Here is a 16,954-nt window from a genome sequence, read left to right as displayed (position 1 = left end):
CTAGGCCGGGCCGACCCAGTCCACGGGAGCGTGACGCCGTTCGGCGCAGCGCTCCCGGCGCTCCAGCAACATTTCATCGGCAATTTCGGCAGCCCGCTCGGCAATGTATTCGGGGCCGCGATCGCGGGCCTGCTGAATCACTTGCGCGGTCACACTGACAAAAAATGCGTCCCAGACCAGTTGCTCCGATGGCGATAATCGAATCATGTTCATTCCCTGATAGTGGTGGCGGAGCCTCCACTATTTCAGGCGATGGGCACGCGGCAACGATGAAAAATCCGAAGCGGTCATGGATTATTCCGAGATAACGGCACTCAAGCGAACAGCTCGCCCTGCAATTCATCCAGCAGCACCTGAATCGCATCCAGGCGCAGCACCGGATCGTCGAGCTGCAGCAGCTCGATCTTGTCGGCGTCGGTAAACGGCAACAGGTAGGCCAGGCGGTTGCCCAGTTCCTGCTGCCCGTGCACGTCGGCGCCCATATCCAGTGAGGCGACCATCGGATGCTCGGCCAATGCCTGCAGCAGGGCCAACAGGTCGGCGTCTTCCTCATCCAACGGGCGCTCGGGCTGCTCTTGCAGCCACTCGACATCGGCGACCAGTAGTTGATCGCGCTGGACCTGCGCCTCCCGCACCCGAAACCTGCGCCCACCCTCGACACGGATCCCCAGCAGGCCATTGTCCTGCTGCTTGAAATCCCGAATCAGCGCTTCGCACCCCATCAATGCATAGCCGTCCGGCGCGAGACCGACTTCCTGGCCATCGAGGATGCACACCACGCCAAAGCCTTCGCCCTTTTTCATACAGCGACTGATCATGTCCAGGTAGCGCGCCTCGAACAGCTGCAGGTCGAGTGTGCAACCTGGAAACAGCACAGTATTGAGAGGGAACAGCGCCAGACTCATAAAGCGTTCCTTAAACCCGACTTAAATCGCCAAAGACACGGCCAATGGCAGGAATACTGCCGTAGCCACGCCCATCAAACTCATCGCCAATGCCGCAAAGGCGCCACACTCCTCGCTTTCCTGCAAGGCCACCGAGGTGCCGACCGCGTGGGCGGTCATGCCCAGGGCCATGCCCCGCGCCTCCGGGGTGTGCACGCCCAGGTACGACAGAAAGGCCGGCCCGATCATCGCCCCGATGACCCCGGTGATCAGCACGAACACCGCCGCCAGTGCCGCGACGCCGCCGATCTGCTCGGCCACCAGCATGGCGATGGGCGAGGTCACCGACTTGGGCGCCATGGTCATCAGCACCATGTGTTCGGCGCCAAACCACCAACCCAGCCCAATGCACAGGCCAGTGGCAAACACGCCCCCCACCACCAGCGTAGTAAAAATCGGCCAGAACAACTGGCGAATCCGTCGCAGGTTCAGGTACAGCGGCACCGCCAGTGCCACGGTGGCCGGGCCCAGCAGGATGCTCATGATCTCGGTACTTTTGCGGTATTCGACATAGGTCAGGCCGCACCCCAGGAGCACGCCAATCACCAGCAACATCGAGACCAGCACCGGTTGCAGGAAGATCCAGCGGGTTTTCTCGAACCCCGCCAACACCAGTTGATAGGCACCCAGGGTAATGCCGATGCCAAACAAGGGATGGTGGATCACCGCGGCCCACGCGCCCTGCCAATCGAAGGTCATTGCCCCTCCTCCCGCTGTGCCTGGCGCTTGACCAGCTTTTGCATGAGCACGCCGACAAAGGCCATGGCAATCACCAGCGACAACACCAGCGCCCCGACGATGGCCCAGAAGTCGGCGGCAATGTCCTTGGCATACACCATCACCCCCACTGCCGGCGGCACCAGCAGCAACGGCAGGTAACGCAACAGGCTGCCGGCCGCCAGGCTCAGTGGCTCACCGACCTCGCCGCGCCACACCAGATACGCCAGCAGCAACAGCAGGCCGACAATCGGCCCCGGCAAAACCGGCAGGAACAAGTGATTGATTGCCGTGCCCAGCAATTGAAACAACACCAGCCATGTCAAACCGCGTAACAACATGGGTTTTTCTCCCCCAAAAGCCCGTGGGCATTATAAGCACGCCGCTCCTATGAACAGGCATTCGCCAAAAGCATGGTGGGTTGACCGGGCCATTTGCCCATGATGATCTACATTGGTTCTCTGCAAACCACCTAAAACAACAACCCCCTGCCGGCGCCAGCGTGCCCGTGCCGCCAGGGAGAGATAGATGAACCAAGGAGAGTCGCAATGCCCTTTGTACCTGTAGCGCAACTCAATGAATATGTCGGCAAGGAACTGGGACGTTCCGCATGGCTCACCATCGACCAGGAGCGTATCAACCTGTTCGCGGAAGCGACCGGCGATTTTCAGTTCATCCACGTCGACCCGGTAAAAGCCGCCCAGACTCCGTTTGGCAGCACCATAGCCCATGGCTTTCTGTCGCTGTCGCTGATCCCCAAATTGATCGAAGACATCCTGATCATGCCCGAGGGTTTGAAGATGGCGGTCAACTACGGCCTGGACAGCGTGCGCTTTATCCAGCCGGTGAAAGTCAACTCCAAGGTACGCCTGGCGGTGACCCTCACCGACGCCACCGAGAAAAAGCCTGGCCAGTGGCTGCTCAAGGCCACCTGCACCCTGGAAATCGACGGCCAGGAAAAACCGGCCTACATCGCCGAGTCGCTGTCACTGTGCTTCGTCTGACACACCTGTAGGAGCCGGCCTGCCGGCGATAGCGCCAGCAGCCGCGCCATCGCCGACAAGTCCTTATTCGCACACAGACCACTAGGTATAGCTTCCCCCGCTGCGGCATACTCGGCGCTCAATTACCCGGATCCCGCTATGCGCCCACTCGTCCCCCTTGCTCTCGCCTTGTTGCTCACCGCTTGCGGCGACGGCGAATCCCTGTTGCCGCCCGACGCCCGGCTGCCGGACGGCGGGCGTTATCGCGGGGATGTGGTCGATGGGCTGCTGCAAGGCCAGGGCCGGGTGGATTATCCCAACGGCAGTTGGTACGCCGGGCAATTCGACAAAGGCCAATGGCACGGCCAGGGCGAATGGCATGGCAGCAATGGCGAGGTCTATAAAGGCCAGTTCCAGCAGGGCCTGTTCGATGGCCAGGGCACCCTGACCACGGCGGCCAACACCTACGTCGGCGGCTTCAAGCAAGGCCGGCGCAACGGCGAAGGCACCCTCAAAGAGGGGCAAATGACCTATCGCGGCGAATTCAAAGACGACCAATACTCCGGCCTCGGCCGCCTGGAACTGCCCGACGGCAGCCAGTACCAGGGCCAATTTGCCCACGGCAAGCCCAACGGCGAAGGCCAGCGCAACGACGACAGCGGCAACCAGTTCAGCGGCCGTTTCGTCAATGGCCAACTGGAAGGCAACGGTACCTTCAACAGCGCCGAAGGCGACATGTACGTCGGCCACTTCAAGCAGAACCAACTCAACGGCAAGGGTCGTTACGAAAACGCCGACGGCGACGTGTGGACCGGTGAGTTCCGCGAAGGCGCCCTGAGCGGCAAGGGTGAGCTGACCGGCGTGGACGGCAGCCATTACATCGGGTACTTCAGTGACTGGCGCTTTACCGGTGAGGGGCGCCTGAACCTCAGCGATGGCAGCTTCTACATCGGCGGCTTCGACAACGACAGCTATCACGGCCAAGGCACCCTGGTACTCACCGATGGCACGGTGCAAGCAGGGACCTGGGCCAACGGCCTGCGCGTACGCGATGCCGACGGCAAGCTGTTGCCCGACACCCTGGAAGTCGGGGTGCTGGCCCAGGGCCGCTTGCTCGACGACGCCCTCGCCGCCGTGCCGGCATCCACCCCGGCTGTCGAGCTGTACAGCCTGGTGGTGGCCGGTGACGGCAAGCAAAGCGTATTCCTGCGCGAGGCCGACTACGTCAGCAACCTACTGAGCAGCCGCTTCGGCGCCCGCGGGCAGATCCGCCTGGTCAACCACCGCGACCATATCGCCTACCGCCCGATGGCGACCCGCGAAAGCCTGCGCCGCGCCGTGCAGACCCTGGCCGAGCGCGCCGGCCCCGAAGACCTGGTGTTTATCTACCTGACCAGCCACGGCACCCACGAACATCAACTGGTGCTCGACCAACCGCGCATGGAGCTGGCCGACCTGCCGAGCGACGAGCTGGCGGCGGTGATGGCGCCGCTGAAAAACCGCGACAAAGTCATCGTGATTTCCGCCTGCTACTCCGGCGGTTTCATCCCGGCGCTCAAGGATGAACACACCCTGATCATGACCGCCTCCCGCGCCGACCGCGTGTCGTTTGGCTGCTCGGAAGAAGCCGACTTCACCTACTTTGGCGACGCCCTGTTCGCCCAGGCCCTGACCCAGACCGACGATTTGCTGCACGCCTTCAAGCTGGCCCAACGGCATGTGACCGAACGGGAAATGGCGGACAACTTCGAAGCCTCCGAACCACAGATCTGGGCCCCCAAGAGTGTGATCGCCCGTTGGCAACAATTACGTAAACAGCAGGCACGAAAGGCGCTGGAAAGCGTCTCTATCAATAGCAAGGAAGCAAAGAGCAACTAAGCTGAAACTGTATCAAGGGGGGAAACACTATGTACTTGACGCCTCAGCATATATTGCTTGCCGGAGCCTCGGGCTTGACCGGGGAACATCTGCTGGACCGCCTGCTCAACGAGCCTACCGTCACCCGCGTATTGGCGCCCAGCCGCCGGCCACTGGCCGAACATCCGCACCTGGAAAACCCGGTCGGCGACCCCAGCACATTGCTGCCACAACTGAGCGGCCGGGTCGACCTGGCCTTCTGCTGCCTGGGCACCACGCTTAAGCAGGCAGGTTCCGAGCAGGCGTTCCGCGCCGTAGACCTGGACCTGGTGGTGGCGTTCGGCAAGCGCGCCCGGGAGATGGGCGCACGACACCTGATCGTGATCAGCGCGATAGGCGCCGACCCCAAATCCTCGGTGTTCTATAACCGGGTCAAGGGTGAGATGGAGCAGGCCTTGCAGGCTCAGGGTTGGCCGCAACTGACCATCGTGCGGCCCTCGCTGCTACTGGGCGAGCGCCTGGAGACACGCCTGGCGGAGAAACTCGCAGGGCCGTTGTCGCGACTGATTCCCGGCAAGTATCGTGGCATCGAAGTGTGTGAGCTGGCCCGGGCCATGTGGCGCCTGGCCCTGGAGGAGCAGGACGGGGTGCGGATTGTCGAGTCGGATGAGTTGCGTAAGCTCGGCAAGTGAATCTGCGGTGACCGGGCGGGCCTCATCGCGGGCAAGCCCGGCTCCCACATGAATGCATTCACCGATCAAATGGGGGAGCTGGCTTGCCTGCGATGGGGCCCGCCCAGACCACAACCATCGCTACAGGCTACAACCCACCCGTCGCATTAAACCCAACCCCCAATACCGTCAACGCCGACAGCGGCAACAGCAGCGTGTCGAGCAGCGCGCTGGCCGGCAGGTCGAGGCCCGGGTAGCTCGGCGCTTCGGCGCCAAAACGGTCCATGGCACAGCAACCACCCTGCAGCGCATACAGATCCAGGCGCGTGCCCGCATACACCACTGGCGCACCGGGTTTCGCCGCATCCAGGGTGCGTACGGTGGCGCAGCCTGCCAGTTGCAGGCCCAGCACGATCAGCAGGACTTTATTCATCGCTGCTCAAATGATGCTCACCCCAGCGCGGCAACATGTCCTGGGGGATGTTCAGCAAGTTGAGAATCCGTGCCACCACGAAATCCACCAGGTCATCAATGGTCTGCGGCTGGTGATAAAAGCCCGGCGACGCCGGCAGGATGGTCACGCCCATATTCGACAGTTTGAGCATGTGCTCCAGGTGAATGCTCGAATACGGCGCCTCGCGCGGCACCAGGATCAACTGGCGGCGCTCCTTCAAGGTCACGTCCGCCGCGCGCTCGATCAGATTGTTGCAGGCACCGGTGGCGATCGCCGACAGGGTGCCGGTGGAACACGGCACCACCACCATTGCCGCCGGCGCACCGGAGCCGGAGGCCACGGGCGACATCCAGTCTTCCTTGCCATAGACCTTGATCTGCCCCGCCGCCGCACCGGTGTATTCGGTCAGGAAGGCCTGCATCATCTGCACCTTGGGCGGCAGCGAAACATCAGTCTCGGTGGCCATCACCAATTGCGCGGCCTTGGAAATCAGGAAATGCACCTCGCGGTCTTCGCGCACCAGGCAATCGAGCAAACGCAAGCCATAGGGCGCGCCGGAGGCGCCGGTCATCGCCAGCGTGATGCGCTCCGGCCCGCTCATTGCAGCGCCTCGGCGAGTTTGCCGTGCAGGCCGCCAAAGCCGCCATTGCTCATGATCACCACGTGGGTACCGGGCTTGGCCTGGCTTTTGACCCGTTCGATGATGCCTTCCAGCGAGTCGCTGACAATCGACGGCACCGTGCAAAGCCTGGCCACGGCTGCCAGGTCCCAACCCAGGTTGGCTGGCGCGTACCACACCACCTGGTCGGCATCGTTGACGCTTTCCGGCAGGCCATCACGGTGCGCGCCCAGCTTCATGGAGTTGGACCGCGGCTCGATAATCGCAATCACCGGCGCATCGCCAACGCGCTTGCGCAGGCCGTCGAGGGTGGTGGCGATCGCCGTGGGGTGGTGGGCGAAGTCGTCGTAGATGGTAATCCCGTTCACTTCGGCGACCTTTTCCATACGCCGCTTGACGCTCTTGAACGCGCTCAGCGCGGCAATGCCCATGGCCGGTACCACGCCGACATGCCGGGCTGCAGCCAGGGTCACCAGGGCGTTGGCGACGTTATGCTGGCCGGTCATGTCCCAATCGACGATGCCTTGGGCCTCGCCCTCAAACAGCACTTCGAATTGGCTGCCATCCTCGCTCAACAACTTGACCTGCCACTGCCCGCCGGCGCCAGTGGTTTGTACCGGCGTCCAGCAGCCCATCTCGATCACGCGCTGCAAAGCCGGCTCGGTGGTGGGGTGAATCACCAGGCCTTCGCTGGGAATGGTGCGTACCAGATGGTGGAATTGCCGCTCGATGGCCGGCAGATCAGGGAAGATGTCCGCATGATCGAACTCCAGGTTGTTCAAAATCGCCGTGCGCGGGCGGTAGTGAACGAACTTGGAGCGCTTGTCGAAGAAGGCGCTGTCGTATTCATCGGCCTCGATCACAAAAAACGGTGTATCGCCCAAACGCGCCGACACCGAGAAATTCTGTGGCACGCCGCCGATCAGGAAGCCGGGGCTCATGCCTGCATGTTCCAACACCCAGGCCAGCATGCTGCTGGTGGTGGTCTTGCCATGGGTACCGGCTACCGCCAGCACCCAAAGGCCCTGCAGCACGTGATCGGCCAGCCATTGCGGGCCGGACACATAGGGCAGGCCTTTGTTCAGCACGTACTCCACGGCAGGGTTGCCACGGGACATGGCATTGCCGATCACCACCAGGTCCGGGACCGGATCGAATTGCGCCGGGTCGTAACCTTGGGTCAGCTCAATGCCCTGGGCCTGCAACTGCGTGCTCATGGGCGGATAGACGTTGGCATCGGAGCCGGTGACGTGATGCCCCAGCTCTTTGGCCAGGACCGCCATTGAGCCCATGAAGGTGCCGCAAATACCGAGAATATGAATGTGCATAGTCGACCTCGTAAAACATCGAGGCAGGTTAGCGTAGGGTGGGAAAATTCGCACTCTTTTAGCGATTAGCGTGCGATCTTTTCCGCCACTGAGCGTGGCGCTCACTGATAAACAGTCGAGGGACTTTTCTACTCTTTTTGCAATTCAGTACACTGGAATCAAGCCCGGCATTTAGGAACTCCCGCAAAATACCGGGCCTGACAGCTGCTACTTAGTAAAAAATACAACCGAACTCAAACCACCGAACCAAAAGCAGACAGACCACTATCAAACTATCTCTTTCTTGCCTTTTGTTTCCACTTCCCGAATGGCAACCATCCTTGCAATGAAGTTATTGATTGTTTCGTTCCTTTTATCAAGTACATCCAGGCGACTGGTAACAGTTTTAGGCTCGACCACTGATTCTTCTTTATACGGCTTGAAAATAAAACCGTTTTCCGCAGCCGTCAGCTCCATATTTTTCTCTGCTGCGCCGTACAACTCCTCAAGTTTTTTGATACGCGCATTTGTCTCGGTTGGCCAGTTCGGATCTTTCGTAAGAGCCTCACCATCCCCTCCCTCAGCCAGCAGTTGAATAGTGTTAACCGCGTACAGCAACTTTGTCTCGGCATTATCCAACCGCAACTTAATCATTGTGGCGTCTTGCTCTCCTGTACCGCCTGCCGCTGGCGTAACGCCATTGGATTGCTGACTCGGAGCCGGCTGGTGGGCCGGGGGCAATAATGGGGTAGTGGCGCTAAAGCTACCCTTGATGGTTTCACCGCTCCAAACCGATCCGGCATAAGTACCAATACTCAACGGAGTACTAACCAGGCCATTTACGGACGCATTCACAAAAGCATCGCGAGCTACAGTTTTCAAAGGTGTATCGGTTTTAAACACACCGGCCTTGACCAGGCGATCAGCCGCAATCAGATTGGTGGCAACATCGCCAAATGTCTTGGGTTGCGCAACCACGGGCTTGGGCCCAACGGGCAGTGAGGCGCCAGGGTGCTGCGTTTTGAACACAATGTCCCTGAAGTTAGCTATCCCCTTGCTGTTCGAGGCCCCTGCAGTCGGACGGGGAGCCACATTGGGCTTTACTGACGCTGTCTGTACAAATTTACCGGCGATCCCGTTAGAGGGGACTTTAAGGGCCTTTGATCCTGCGCTGGAAAACGGTCGAGGAAGGCGAGGGGATCCAAACCCGCGCCTGACTCGCACGGCGCCTTCACCCGAATTTTCACCCGTACTGTTCGCCTCACTGGACGCCTGGGTGTCCGGAGTTTGCGCCGTTTCATCAAAGTAGGACGCACTTTTCGTAACGGCTGATGCCTGTTGCCGGGGCAAGCCATCCACGGGATCATTCACGTGCAACGGAACCGAAACAGGAAAACCTGAAATATTCATATTGCCACCTATATAGTAAAAAACACGTCAACGACGTGATTACTATCAATTTTATTCATCCCTAGTGTCAAAGCATCATAAACGATGAACCATCCTTTCCACTTGAGTATGAGATAGGCAGACTTCAGTTCCACACAACACACAAATTAAATGAACCATTACAACCAATAGCGTCACACCTCAACCGCAACACTTTTCACACCGACGAATCATGCCAACACCTAAAAACAATAAATGCATTAAATAATCACCCCGCCAAGTCGCAACCAGCACGCTAGCAAACACACACAACTTCACAACAAATATATTAACCCCTATTACACCCATGCCCATTGAACAGAGATCATGAGGGCGAATTGATCAGCACAGGCGTCAAAGCACAGGAGCGGTCTTTACCCTCGCTCAGCCCGCAGAACGCAACGCAATTCCATGCTTGCGCAGCTTGCGGTACAGCGTATTGCGGCTAATGCCCAACTGCTCTGCAGCAAGGGTCATATGCCAGCGCTGCTGCTCCAGCATGTTCAGCAATGCCAGCCGCTCGGCATCTTCCAACGGCTGCTTGACGACGGTTCGCGCCTGGACAGGCACCCGGCCAATTATCGCAGGCAGATCGCTCAACCCGACCCGTGCGCCCTCGCAGAGTGCAGCCAAAGTACGCAACACCGTGCGCATCTGTCGCACGTTACCCGGCCACGAGAAGTCCAACAGTGCCTGACGCGCATCGTCATCAAGTACGATTGTCTGCCCCTGCGCTTCCTGCGCCAGAAGAAAGTCCAGCAACTGCGACTTGTCAGTGCGCTCGCGCAACGGCGGCAAGGCGATTTCCAGGCCATTGAGCCGGTAATACAAGTCCTCGCGGAAACTGGCGTCACGCACACGTTCCTGCAAGTTGCGGTGCGTCGCGCTGATCACCCGCACGTCCACCGCTTGCGGCTCACCCCCAATGGGCACCACCAGCCGGTCTTCCAACACTCTTAGCAACCGGGTCTGCAACGCCAGCGGCATATCGCCGATTTCATCGAGGAACAAGGTACCGCCATCGGCCTGTTGCAGCTTGCCGCGCATGCCTTCCTTGCGGGAGCCGGTGAAACTGCCACCGCGATAACCGAACAATTCGCTCTCGATCAGGCTCTCAGGGATGGCCGCGCAGTTCAGGGCGACGAAGGGTTTGTCGGCACGCTGGCTGGCATGGTGCACGGCTTTGGCGAATGCCTCCTTGCCGGAGCCGGTTTCGCCATTGATCAGCAGCGGCACGTCGCGCTCAAAGACCCGCAGGGCCTTGCGAAAGTCATTCTGCAGCGCCTCATCGCCCAGGCAGATGCCCGGCACGCGCGGCCGCTCGACCTTGGGCGGCGCCGGAACCCGTGGGCCGGGCGCCCGCCGGGCCTCGCCGCGCAACACCGCGAACAGGCTGCGCCCATCGCGGGTGCGCAGGGGCCAACTGGCGCTGGCGTTGGCACTGGCGCGGCCGAGCAAGTCATCCAGGCGGCAGTCGAAAAACATCTCCACCGGCAGGCCCAGCAAACGCCCGCGTGGCAGCCCCAGCAGGTTCTGCGCGCTTTGGTTGAGCGCACAGATCCGCCCTTCACCGTCGAACGCCAGCAGCCCTTCGCTGAACAGGCCCACGGATTCGGCCTGCAGGTGGAAACGCAGCAACCAGTGGTTTTCAAAGTGGCGCAGGAAGTAGCAGCTCTCGATCATCTTCGCCGACAGATTGACCAGCGCCATGGTATGGAACTGGCTCTGACGCGATACCGCCTCACGGGCCGAGGACACGTCCAACACTGCCAGCAGGTCGCCATGGGGGTCGAATACCGGGCTGGCGGAACAGGTCAGGCCGGTGTGGCGCCCGCGAAAGTGTTCGTCGCGATGAATGGTCAGGGCCTGGCGCTCCACCAGGCAGGTGCCGATGCCGTTGGTGCCTTCGCAGGCCTCGCTCCAGTCAGCGCCGAGCCATAGGCCGGCATGCTCGAACACCTTGCGCTCGCTAGGCGCGGTGACGCAGTTGAGGATCACCCCACGCGCATCGGTCAACAGCACCGCGTGCCCGGCGCCGGAAAGCTGTTGATGCAAATTGTTCATTTCGGTGCCGGCGATGTGCAGCACCTGCTGCAGGCGCTCGCGGCTTTCCAGCAGGCGATCGTGCTCCAGCACCGTGGGGGCAATGGTCAGTGCCGGGTCGAGGTGATAGTCCTCCAGGCAGCGCAGCCAGGAACGGGCAATCGAGGGATCGCTGCCGGGACCGTGCAGCGGGTCTTGCCCACGGGTGACCGTCAGGACTTGCCGGGCATGGCGGCTGAAATGATCGTTTTGCATCTTCTTATTGTTCTCCTGTTGCGTGGGACACACCGCGGACCGGGACGCCCAGCATCCTCCACGCCTTGGCGCATTGCAATCCCGGGGCGACCCATGGGTCACAGGTTGTATCGCCGGTGGCACAAACTGTCACCCCGACTGTCCCAAAGCTGTCACAGCAACGCCTTGCAACAAACCCTAAAGCCTTGATTTACCTGGCCTGCAGGGCACTGGCCCGACCTTTGCTCTACGCTTTATCAAGCGCAGCCACGCTGCACTCCAATAAACATAAGAAGTCAGGAGATACCCACCATGCGTTATGCACACCCCGGTACTGAAGGCGCTATCGTTTCGTTCAAGGCCAAGTACGGTAACTACATCGGTGGCGAGTTTGTGGCCCCGATAGATGGCAACTACTTCACCAATACTTCGCCGGTAAACGGCAAGCCCATCGCCGAATTCCCACGTTCCACTGCCAAAGATATCGACAAGGCACTGGACGCCGCCCACGCCGCCGCTGATGCCTGGGGCAAGACCTCGGCCCAGGACCGCTCGCTGGTGCTGCTGAAAATCGCCGACCGCATCGAACAGAACCTCGAACTGCTGGCCATTACCGAAACCTGGGACAACGGCAAGGCCGTACGCGAAACCCTCAACGCCGATATCCCCCTGGCCGCTGACCACTTCCGCTACTTCGCCGGCTGCATCCGCGCCCAGGAAGGCAGCAGCGCCGAGATCAACGAACACACCGCCGCCTATCACTTCCACGAGCCCCTGGGTGTGGTCGGGCAGATCATCCCGTGGAACTTCCCGCTGCTGATGGCCGCCTGGAAACTCGCGCCCGCCCTGGCCGCCGGCAACTGCGTGGTACTCAAGCCTGCCGAGCAGACCCCGCTGGGCATCAACGTGCTGATGGAAGTGATCGGCGACCTGCTGCCACCGGGCGTGCTGAACGTGGTGCACGGCTTCGGCAAGGAAGCGGGCGAAGCCCTGGCGACCAGCAAGCGCATCGCCAAGATCGCCTTTACTGGCTCCACGCCGGTGGGTTCGCACATCATGCATTGCGCGGCCGAAAACATTATTCCGTCCACCGTTGAGCTGGGCGGCAAGTCGCCGAACATCTTCTTCGCCGACATCATGAAAGCCGAACCGCAATTTATCGAAAAGGCCGCCGAAGGCCTGGTGCTGGCGTTCTTCAACCAGGGCGAAGTGTGCACCTGCCCCTCCCGCGCGCTGGTGGAAGAGTCGATCTACGACGACTTCATGAAGGTGGTGATGAAGAAGGTCGAGTCGATCAAGCGTGGCGACCCGCTGGACACCGACACCATGGTGGGCGCCCAGGCGTCCGAGCAACAGTTCGACAAGATCCTGTCGTACCTGGAAATCGCCAAGGGCGAAGGCGCCGAGCTGCTGACTGGCGGCAAAGTGGAGAAGCTGACCGGCGACCTGGCAACCGGCTATTACATCCAGCCGACCCTGCTCAAGGGCACCAACAAGATGCGTGTGTTCCAGGAAGAAATCTTTGGCCCGGTGGTGAGCATCACCACCTTCAAGGACGAAGCCGAAGCCCTGGCGATCGCCAACGACACCGAGTTTGGCCTGGGTGCCGGCTTGTGGACCCGCGACATCAACCGCGCCTACCGCATGGGCCGGGCGATCAAGGCCGGGCGTGTGTGGACCAACTGCTACCACCTGTACCCGGCGCATGCCGCGTTTGGTGGTTACAAGAAGTCCGGTGTGGGCCGTGAGACGCACAAGATGATGCTGGATCACTATCAGCAGACCAAGAACCTGCTGGTGAGCTACGACATCAACCCACTGGGTTTCTTCTAACCCTCCCCCGCTCCCACACTTGAAATGCAATTAAATGTGGGAGCGGGCTTGCTCGCTCCCACACTTGGATCTTCATCAATAGTTGCGACGTGCATTCGGCAGACATCCGCCGAGTTAAAACAATAAAAACAAGGTACTTTCCCATGCCTAGCGAACCGACAGGATCCTCCGTCGACTTCGAAAAAGTCGGCTCCGAATACTTCCAACAACGAGAACTGAAAAAAGGCGCCGCCGGCTGGGTGCTATTAGTCGGCCTCGGCGTTGCCTATGTCATTTCCGGCGACTACGCCGGCTGGAACTTCGGCCTGGCCCAAGGCGGCTGGGGCGGGATGTTCCTCGCCACACTCCTGATGGCCACCATGTACTTGTGCATGTGTTTCTCCCTGGCCGAACTGTCCTCCATGATCCCTACCGCCGGTGGCGGCTATGGTTTTGCCCGCAGCGCCTTCGGCCCCTGGGGAGGATTTCTCACCGGCACGGCGATCCTGATCGAATACGCCATCGCCCCCGCCGCCATCGCGGTGTTTATCGGCGCCTATTGCGAATCACTGTTCGGCATTGGCGGCTGGATGATCTACCTGGCGTTCTACATCATCTTTATCGGCATCCATATCTTTGGCGTCGGTGAAGCGCTGAAGTTGATGTTTGTGATTACCGCCGTCGCCGCAATTGCCCTGGGCGTGTTCCTGGTGGCGATGGTGCCGCACTTCAACGTCGCCAATCTGCTGGACATTCCCGTGACCGAAGCCAAGGGCGCCAGCAGTTTCCTGCCGTTCGGCTATGTCGGCGTGTGGGCCGCGATTCCTTATGCGATCTGGTTCTTCCTCGCCGTCGAAGGCGTGCCCCTGGCTGCCGAAGAAACCAAGAACCCCAAGCGCGACCTGCCCCGCGGCCTGATCGGCGCGATTGTGGTGCTCACCAGCTTTGCCCTGCTGATCCTGGTGATTGCCCCCGGCGGCGCCGGCACCCTGGCGCTGATCAAGTCCGGCAACCCGTTGGTGGAATCCCTGGCCCTGGCCTACGGTGGCTCGACCTGGATGGGCAGCTTCGTCAACCTGGTGGGCCTGGCCGGACTGATCGCGAGCTTCTTCTCGATCATCTATGCCTACTCCCGGCAGATTTTCGCCCTGTCCCGCGCTGGCTACCTGCCGCGCAAACTGTCGCAAACCAATAAAAGCAAGGCACCGGTGCTGGCCCTGGTCATTCCCGGGATCATCGGTTTTGGCCTGTCGCTGACCGGCCAGGGCGACCTGCTGATCCTGGTGGCGGTGTTTGGCGCGACCATTTCCTACGTGCTGATGATGGCCGCGCACATCACCCTGCGCATCCGTCGCCCCAAAATGGAGCGCCCATACCGCACGCCGGGCGGCATCTTCACCTCGGGCCTGGCCCTGATACTGGCCTGCATCGCCGTGGTGGCGGGCTTCCTGGTGGATCCGCGCGTGGTGATTGGCGCGGCGATCATCTATGGAGTATTAATTGCTTACTTCGCTTTCTACAGTCGGCATCACTTGGTAGCAGGCACGCCGGAAGAAGAGTTCGCGGCGATCCAGGCCGCAGAGGCCGCCTTGCACTAACGCCGTAAACCACGGCGCGGGCCACCGCCCGCGTCGTCATGGAGAGTCTGTATGGCAAGTTTTTCCCACTCGGTCGGTGCATTGACCTACCGTTTCGACAGCCTCAAGGACGTGATGGCCAAGGCCAGTCCCGCCCGCTCCGGGGATTTTCTCGCCGGCGTCGCCGCACAGAACGACGGCGAACGTGTGGCGGCGCAAATGGCCCTGGCCAATATCCCGTTGAAGCACTTCCTGGAAGAGGCGCTGATCCCCTACGAAAGCGACGAAGTCACCCGGCTGATCATCGACACCCACGACCAGCAGGCCTTTGCCGTGGTCAGCCACCTGACCGTCGGCGGGCTGCGGGACTGGCTACTCAGTGACGCGGCCGACGAACACAGCCTGCGTGCACTGGCGCCGGGGTTGACCCCGGAAATGGCCGCCGCCGTGTCGAAGATCATGCGTGTGCAGGACCTGGTGCTGGTGGCGCAGAAGATCCGCGTCGTCACCCAGTTTCGCGGCACCATGGGCCTGCGCGGGCGCTTGTCCACGCGCCTGCAACCTAACCATCCGACGGATGAACCGGCGGGCATCGCCGCGAGCATCCTCGATGGGCTGCTGTACGGCAACGGCGACGCCATGATCGGCATCAACCCGGCCACCGACAGCATCGCCTCGATTTGCGCCATGCTGGAAATGCTCGACGCGATCATCCAGCGCTACGAGATCCCGACCCAGGCCTGTGTGCTGACCCACGTCACCACCTCCATCGAAGCGATCAACCGCGGCGTACCGCTGGACCTGGTGTTCCAGTCGATCGCCGGCACCGAGGCGGCCAACGCCAGCTTCGGGATCAACCTGAATGTGCTGCAGGAAGGCTACGACGCAGGCCTGAGCCTGAATCGCGGGACTCTGGGGCAAAACCTGATGTATTTCGAGACGGGCCAGGGCAGCGCCCTGTCGGCCAACGCGCATTTCGGGATTGATCAACAAACCTGCGAAACCCGTGCCTATGCTGTGGCGCGGCACTTCAAGCCATTTTTGGTCAACACGGTGGTCGGTTTTATCGGCCCCGAGTACCTATACAACGGCAAGCAAATCATCCGCGCCGGCCTCGAAGACCATTTCTGCGGCAAGCTGCTCGGCGTGCCCATGGGTTGCGACATCTGCTACACCAACCATGCCGAAGCCGACCAGGACGATATGGACACCCTGCTGACCTTGCTGGGCGTAGCCGGAATCAATTTCATCATGGGCATCCCGGGTTCCGACGACATCATGCTCAACTACCAGACCACATCCTTCCACGACGCGCTCTACGCCAGGCAAACCCTGGGTTTAAAGCCCGCGCCGGAGTTTGAGCAGTGGCTGGCGAAAATGGGCATCTTCACGCAAGCCGATGGCAAGGTGCGGTTTGGTAACAACCTGCCACCAGCCTTCCGCCACGCCTTGGCGCAATTGGGATGAAGGAACCTCCAGTGCAAATCGACACACCTGAAAGCGATAACCCCTGGCTGGAGCTGCGGCGCCTGACCCCGGCGCGAATCGCCCTGGGCCGCACCGGCACCAGTATTCCCACCGGCGCGCAACTGGACTTCCAGTTCGCCCATGCCCAGGCCCGCGACGCGGTACACCTACCGTTTGACCATACCGGCCTGAGCAGCCAGATGGCCGAGCGCGGCCGCGATAGCCTGTTGCTGCACAGCGCCGCGCCCGACCGCCACAGCTACCTGCAACGCCCGGACCTGGGACGGCGCCTGAGCGATGAGTCGGCCCAGACCCTGCGCGACTACGCCCAGGCCAACCCGGGCGGTGTGGACCTGGCGGTGGTAGTGGCCGATGGTTTATCGGCGCTGGCGGTGCATAAACACACCGTGCCGTTTCTGACACGCATGGAAGAACAGACCCACGCTGAAGGCTGGTCCTTGTCGCCGGTGATCCTGGTGGAACAAGGCCGGGTGGCGGTGGCCGATGAGATCGGCCAGTTACTCGGGGCAAAAATGGTGGTGATCCTGATCGGCGAGCGGCCAGGGCTCAGCTCGCCGGACAGCCTGGGGCTGTACTTCACCTATAACCCCAAGGTCGGCCTGACCGACGCCTACCGCAACTGTATTTCCAATGTGCGCCTGGAGGGTCTGAGCTACGGCATGGCCGCGCACCGCCTGCTGTACCTGATGCGCGAGGCCTGTCGGCGGCAGTTGTCGGGGGTCAATCTCAAGGATGAGGCGCAGGTTCAGACCCTGGAATCGGATGATCCGGACCTGATGAAAGGCAATTTCCTGCTCAGCCCAACCAAGGACTGATGCCG

16 protein-coding genes are annotated in these 16,954 nt (G+C 61.1%); 7 read left to right on the top strand and 9 right to left on the bottom strand.

The genetic code is table 11. The annotated features are described in order from the left end of the window. From JFT44_RS00390 to JFT44_RS00375, 4 genes are all read right to left on the bottom strand, one after another. A complete protein-coding gene (locus JFT44_RS00390) occupies window positions 1-207 on the bottom strand; it encodes a hypothetical protein (RefSeq protein WP_057439037.1) in 207 nt (68 codons plus the stop codon). Between the two features lie 107 nt (window positions 208-314). Beyond that, window positions 315-905 (bottom strand): LON peptidase substrate-binding domain-containing protein, encoded by a 591-nt coding sequence (locus JFT44_RS00385; protein ID WP_057439001.1) that lies wholly within the window; start codon window positions 903-905, stop codon window positions 315-317. A gap of 21 nt (window positions 906-926) precedes the next feature. Then, on the bottom strand, window positions 927-1,643 hold the full coding sequence (locus JFT44_RS00380; RefSeq protein ID WP_057960709.1) for an LrgB family protein: 717 nt from the start codon (window positions 1,641-1,643) through the stop codon (window positions 927-929). Further along, window positions 1,640-2,002 carry a CidA/LrgA family protein gene (locus tag JFT44_RS00375; RefSeq protein ID WP_057438999.1) on the bottom strand — a complete coding sequence of 121 codons (363 nt, stop codon included), beginning with the start codon at window positions 2,000-2,002 and terminating at the stop codon, window positions 1,640-1,642. The genes JFT44_RS00380 and JFT44_RS00375 overlap by 4 nt, the downstream gene beginning before the upstream one ends. Window positions 2,003-2,209: 207 nt before the next feature. On the opposite strand from JFT44_RS00375, the gene JFT44_RS00370 reads away from it, so the two are divergent. The 3 genes from JFT44_RS00370 (at window position 2,210) to JFT44_RS00360 (ending at window position 5,193) form a co-directional block, all read left to right on the top strand. Beyond that, entirely contained in the window at window positions 2,210-2,665 is a 456-nt protein-coding gene (locus tag JFT44_RS00370; protein WP_029292272.1) for a MaoC family dehydratase, read from the top strand. 138 nt (window positions 2,666-2,803) lie between these two features. Beyond that, window positions 2,804-4,522, top strand: a complete 1,719-nt coding sequence (locus JFT44_RS00365; protein ID WP_057960710.1) for a C13 family peptidase — start codon at window positions 2,804-2,806, stop codon at window positions 4,520-4,522. Between the two features lie 29 nt (window positions 4,523-4,551). Next, complete coding sequence (locus JFT44_RS00360; protein WP_115129084.1) at window positions 4,552-5,193, top strand: oxidoreductase; 642 nt, start codon at window positions 4,552-4,554, stop codon at window positions 5,191-5,193. Window positions 5,194-5,320: 127 nt separating this feature from the next. Here JFT44_RS00360 and JFT44_RS00355 read toward each other — a convergent pair whose 3' ends face one another. From JFT44_RS00355 to JFT44_RS00335, 5 genes are all read right to left on the bottom strand, one after another. Further along, window positions 5,321-5,605: a YceK/YidQ family lipoprotein gene (locus JFT44_RS00355; protein WP_120734200.1), complete on the bottom strand. Its 285-nt coding sequence runs from the start codon at window positions 5,603-5,605 to the stop codon at window positions 5,321-5,323. Then, entirely contained in the window at window positions 5,598-6,227 is a 630-nt protein-coding gene (gene ubiX / locus JFT44_RS00350; protein ID WP_038443595.1) for a flavin prenyltransferase UbiX, read from the bottom strand. Before ubiX ends, JFT44_RS00355 begins: the two co-directional genes overlap by 8 nt. After that, window positions 6,224-7,573 carry a UDP-N-acetylmuramate:L-alanyl-gamma-D-glutamyl-meso-diaminopimelate ligase gene (gene mpl / locus JFT44_RS00345; RefSeq protein WP_198830272.1) on the bottom strand — a complete coding sequence of 450 codons (1,350 nt, stop codon included), beginning with the start codon at window positions 7,571-7,573 and terminating at the stop codon, window positions 6,224-6,226. The genes ubiX and mpl overlap by 4 nt, the downstream gene beginning before the upstream one ends. A gap of 267 nt (window positions 7,574-7,840) precedes the next feature. After that, on the bottom strand, window positions 7,841-8,962 hold the full coding sequence (locus tag JFT44_RS00340; RefSeq protein ID WP_198830271.1) for a hypothetical protein: 1,122 nt from the start codon (window positions 8,960-8,962) through the stop codon (window positions 7,841-7,843). Window positions 8,963-9,364: 402 nt separating this feature from the next. Then, window positions 9,365-11,278, bottom strand: a complete 1,914-nt coding sequence (locus tag JFT44_RS00335) for a sigma-54-dependent Fis family transcriptional regulator (protein WP_186625018.1) — start codon at window positions 11,276-11,278, stop codon at window positions 9,365-9,367. Window positions 11,279-11,569: 291 nt separating this feature from the next. Between JFT44_RS00335 and JFT44_RS00330 the strand changes: the two genes are divergently transcribed. From JFT44_RS00330 to eutC, 4 genes are all read left to right on the top strand, one after another. Continuing rightward, complete coding sequence (locus JFT44_RS00330; RefSeq protein WP_057438993.1) at window positions 11,570-13,090, top strand: aldehyde dehydrogenase family protein; 1,521 nt, start codon at window positions 11,570-11,572, stop codon at window positions 13,088-13,090. A 143-nt stretch (window positions 13,091-13,233) separates the two neighbouring features. Further along, on the top strand, window positions 13,234-14,667 hold the full coding sequence (gene eat, locus JFT44_RS00325; protein ID WP_057438992.1) for an ethanolamine permease: 1,434 nt from the start codon (window positions 13,234-13,236) through the stop codon (window positions 14,665-14,667). Window positions 14,668-14,718: 51 nt separating this feature from the next. Further along, the gene (locus tag JFT44_RS00320; RefSeq protein WP_057960716.1) at window positions 14,719-16,113 is read left to right on the top strand and encodes an ethanolamine ammonia-lyase subunit EutB; all 1,395 of its coding nucleotides are present in this window, start codon (window positions 14,719-14,721) and stop codon (window positions 16,111-16,113) included. After that, window positions 16,110-16,949 (top strand): ethanolamine ammonia-lyase subunit EutC, encoded by an 840-nt coding sequence (gene eutC / locus JFT44_RS00315; protein WP_057438991.1) that lies wholly within the window; start codon window positions 16,110-16,112, stop codon window positions 16,947-16,949. The genes JFT44_RS00320 and eutC overlap by 4 nt, the downstream gene beginning before the upstream one ends. Window positions 16,950-16,954 lie beyond the last annotated feature (5 nt).

This window comes from Pseudomonas sp. MF5691 (assembly GCF_016405645.1).
Taxonomy (GTDB): domain Bacteria; phylum Pseudomonadota; class Gammaproteobacteria; order Pseudomonadales; family Pseudomonadaceae; genus Aquipseudomonas; species Aquipseudomonas shahriarae.
The sequence above is the reverse complement of the archived record's forward strand: the minus strand, read 5'-3'. Positions and strand labels throughout refer to the sequence as shown.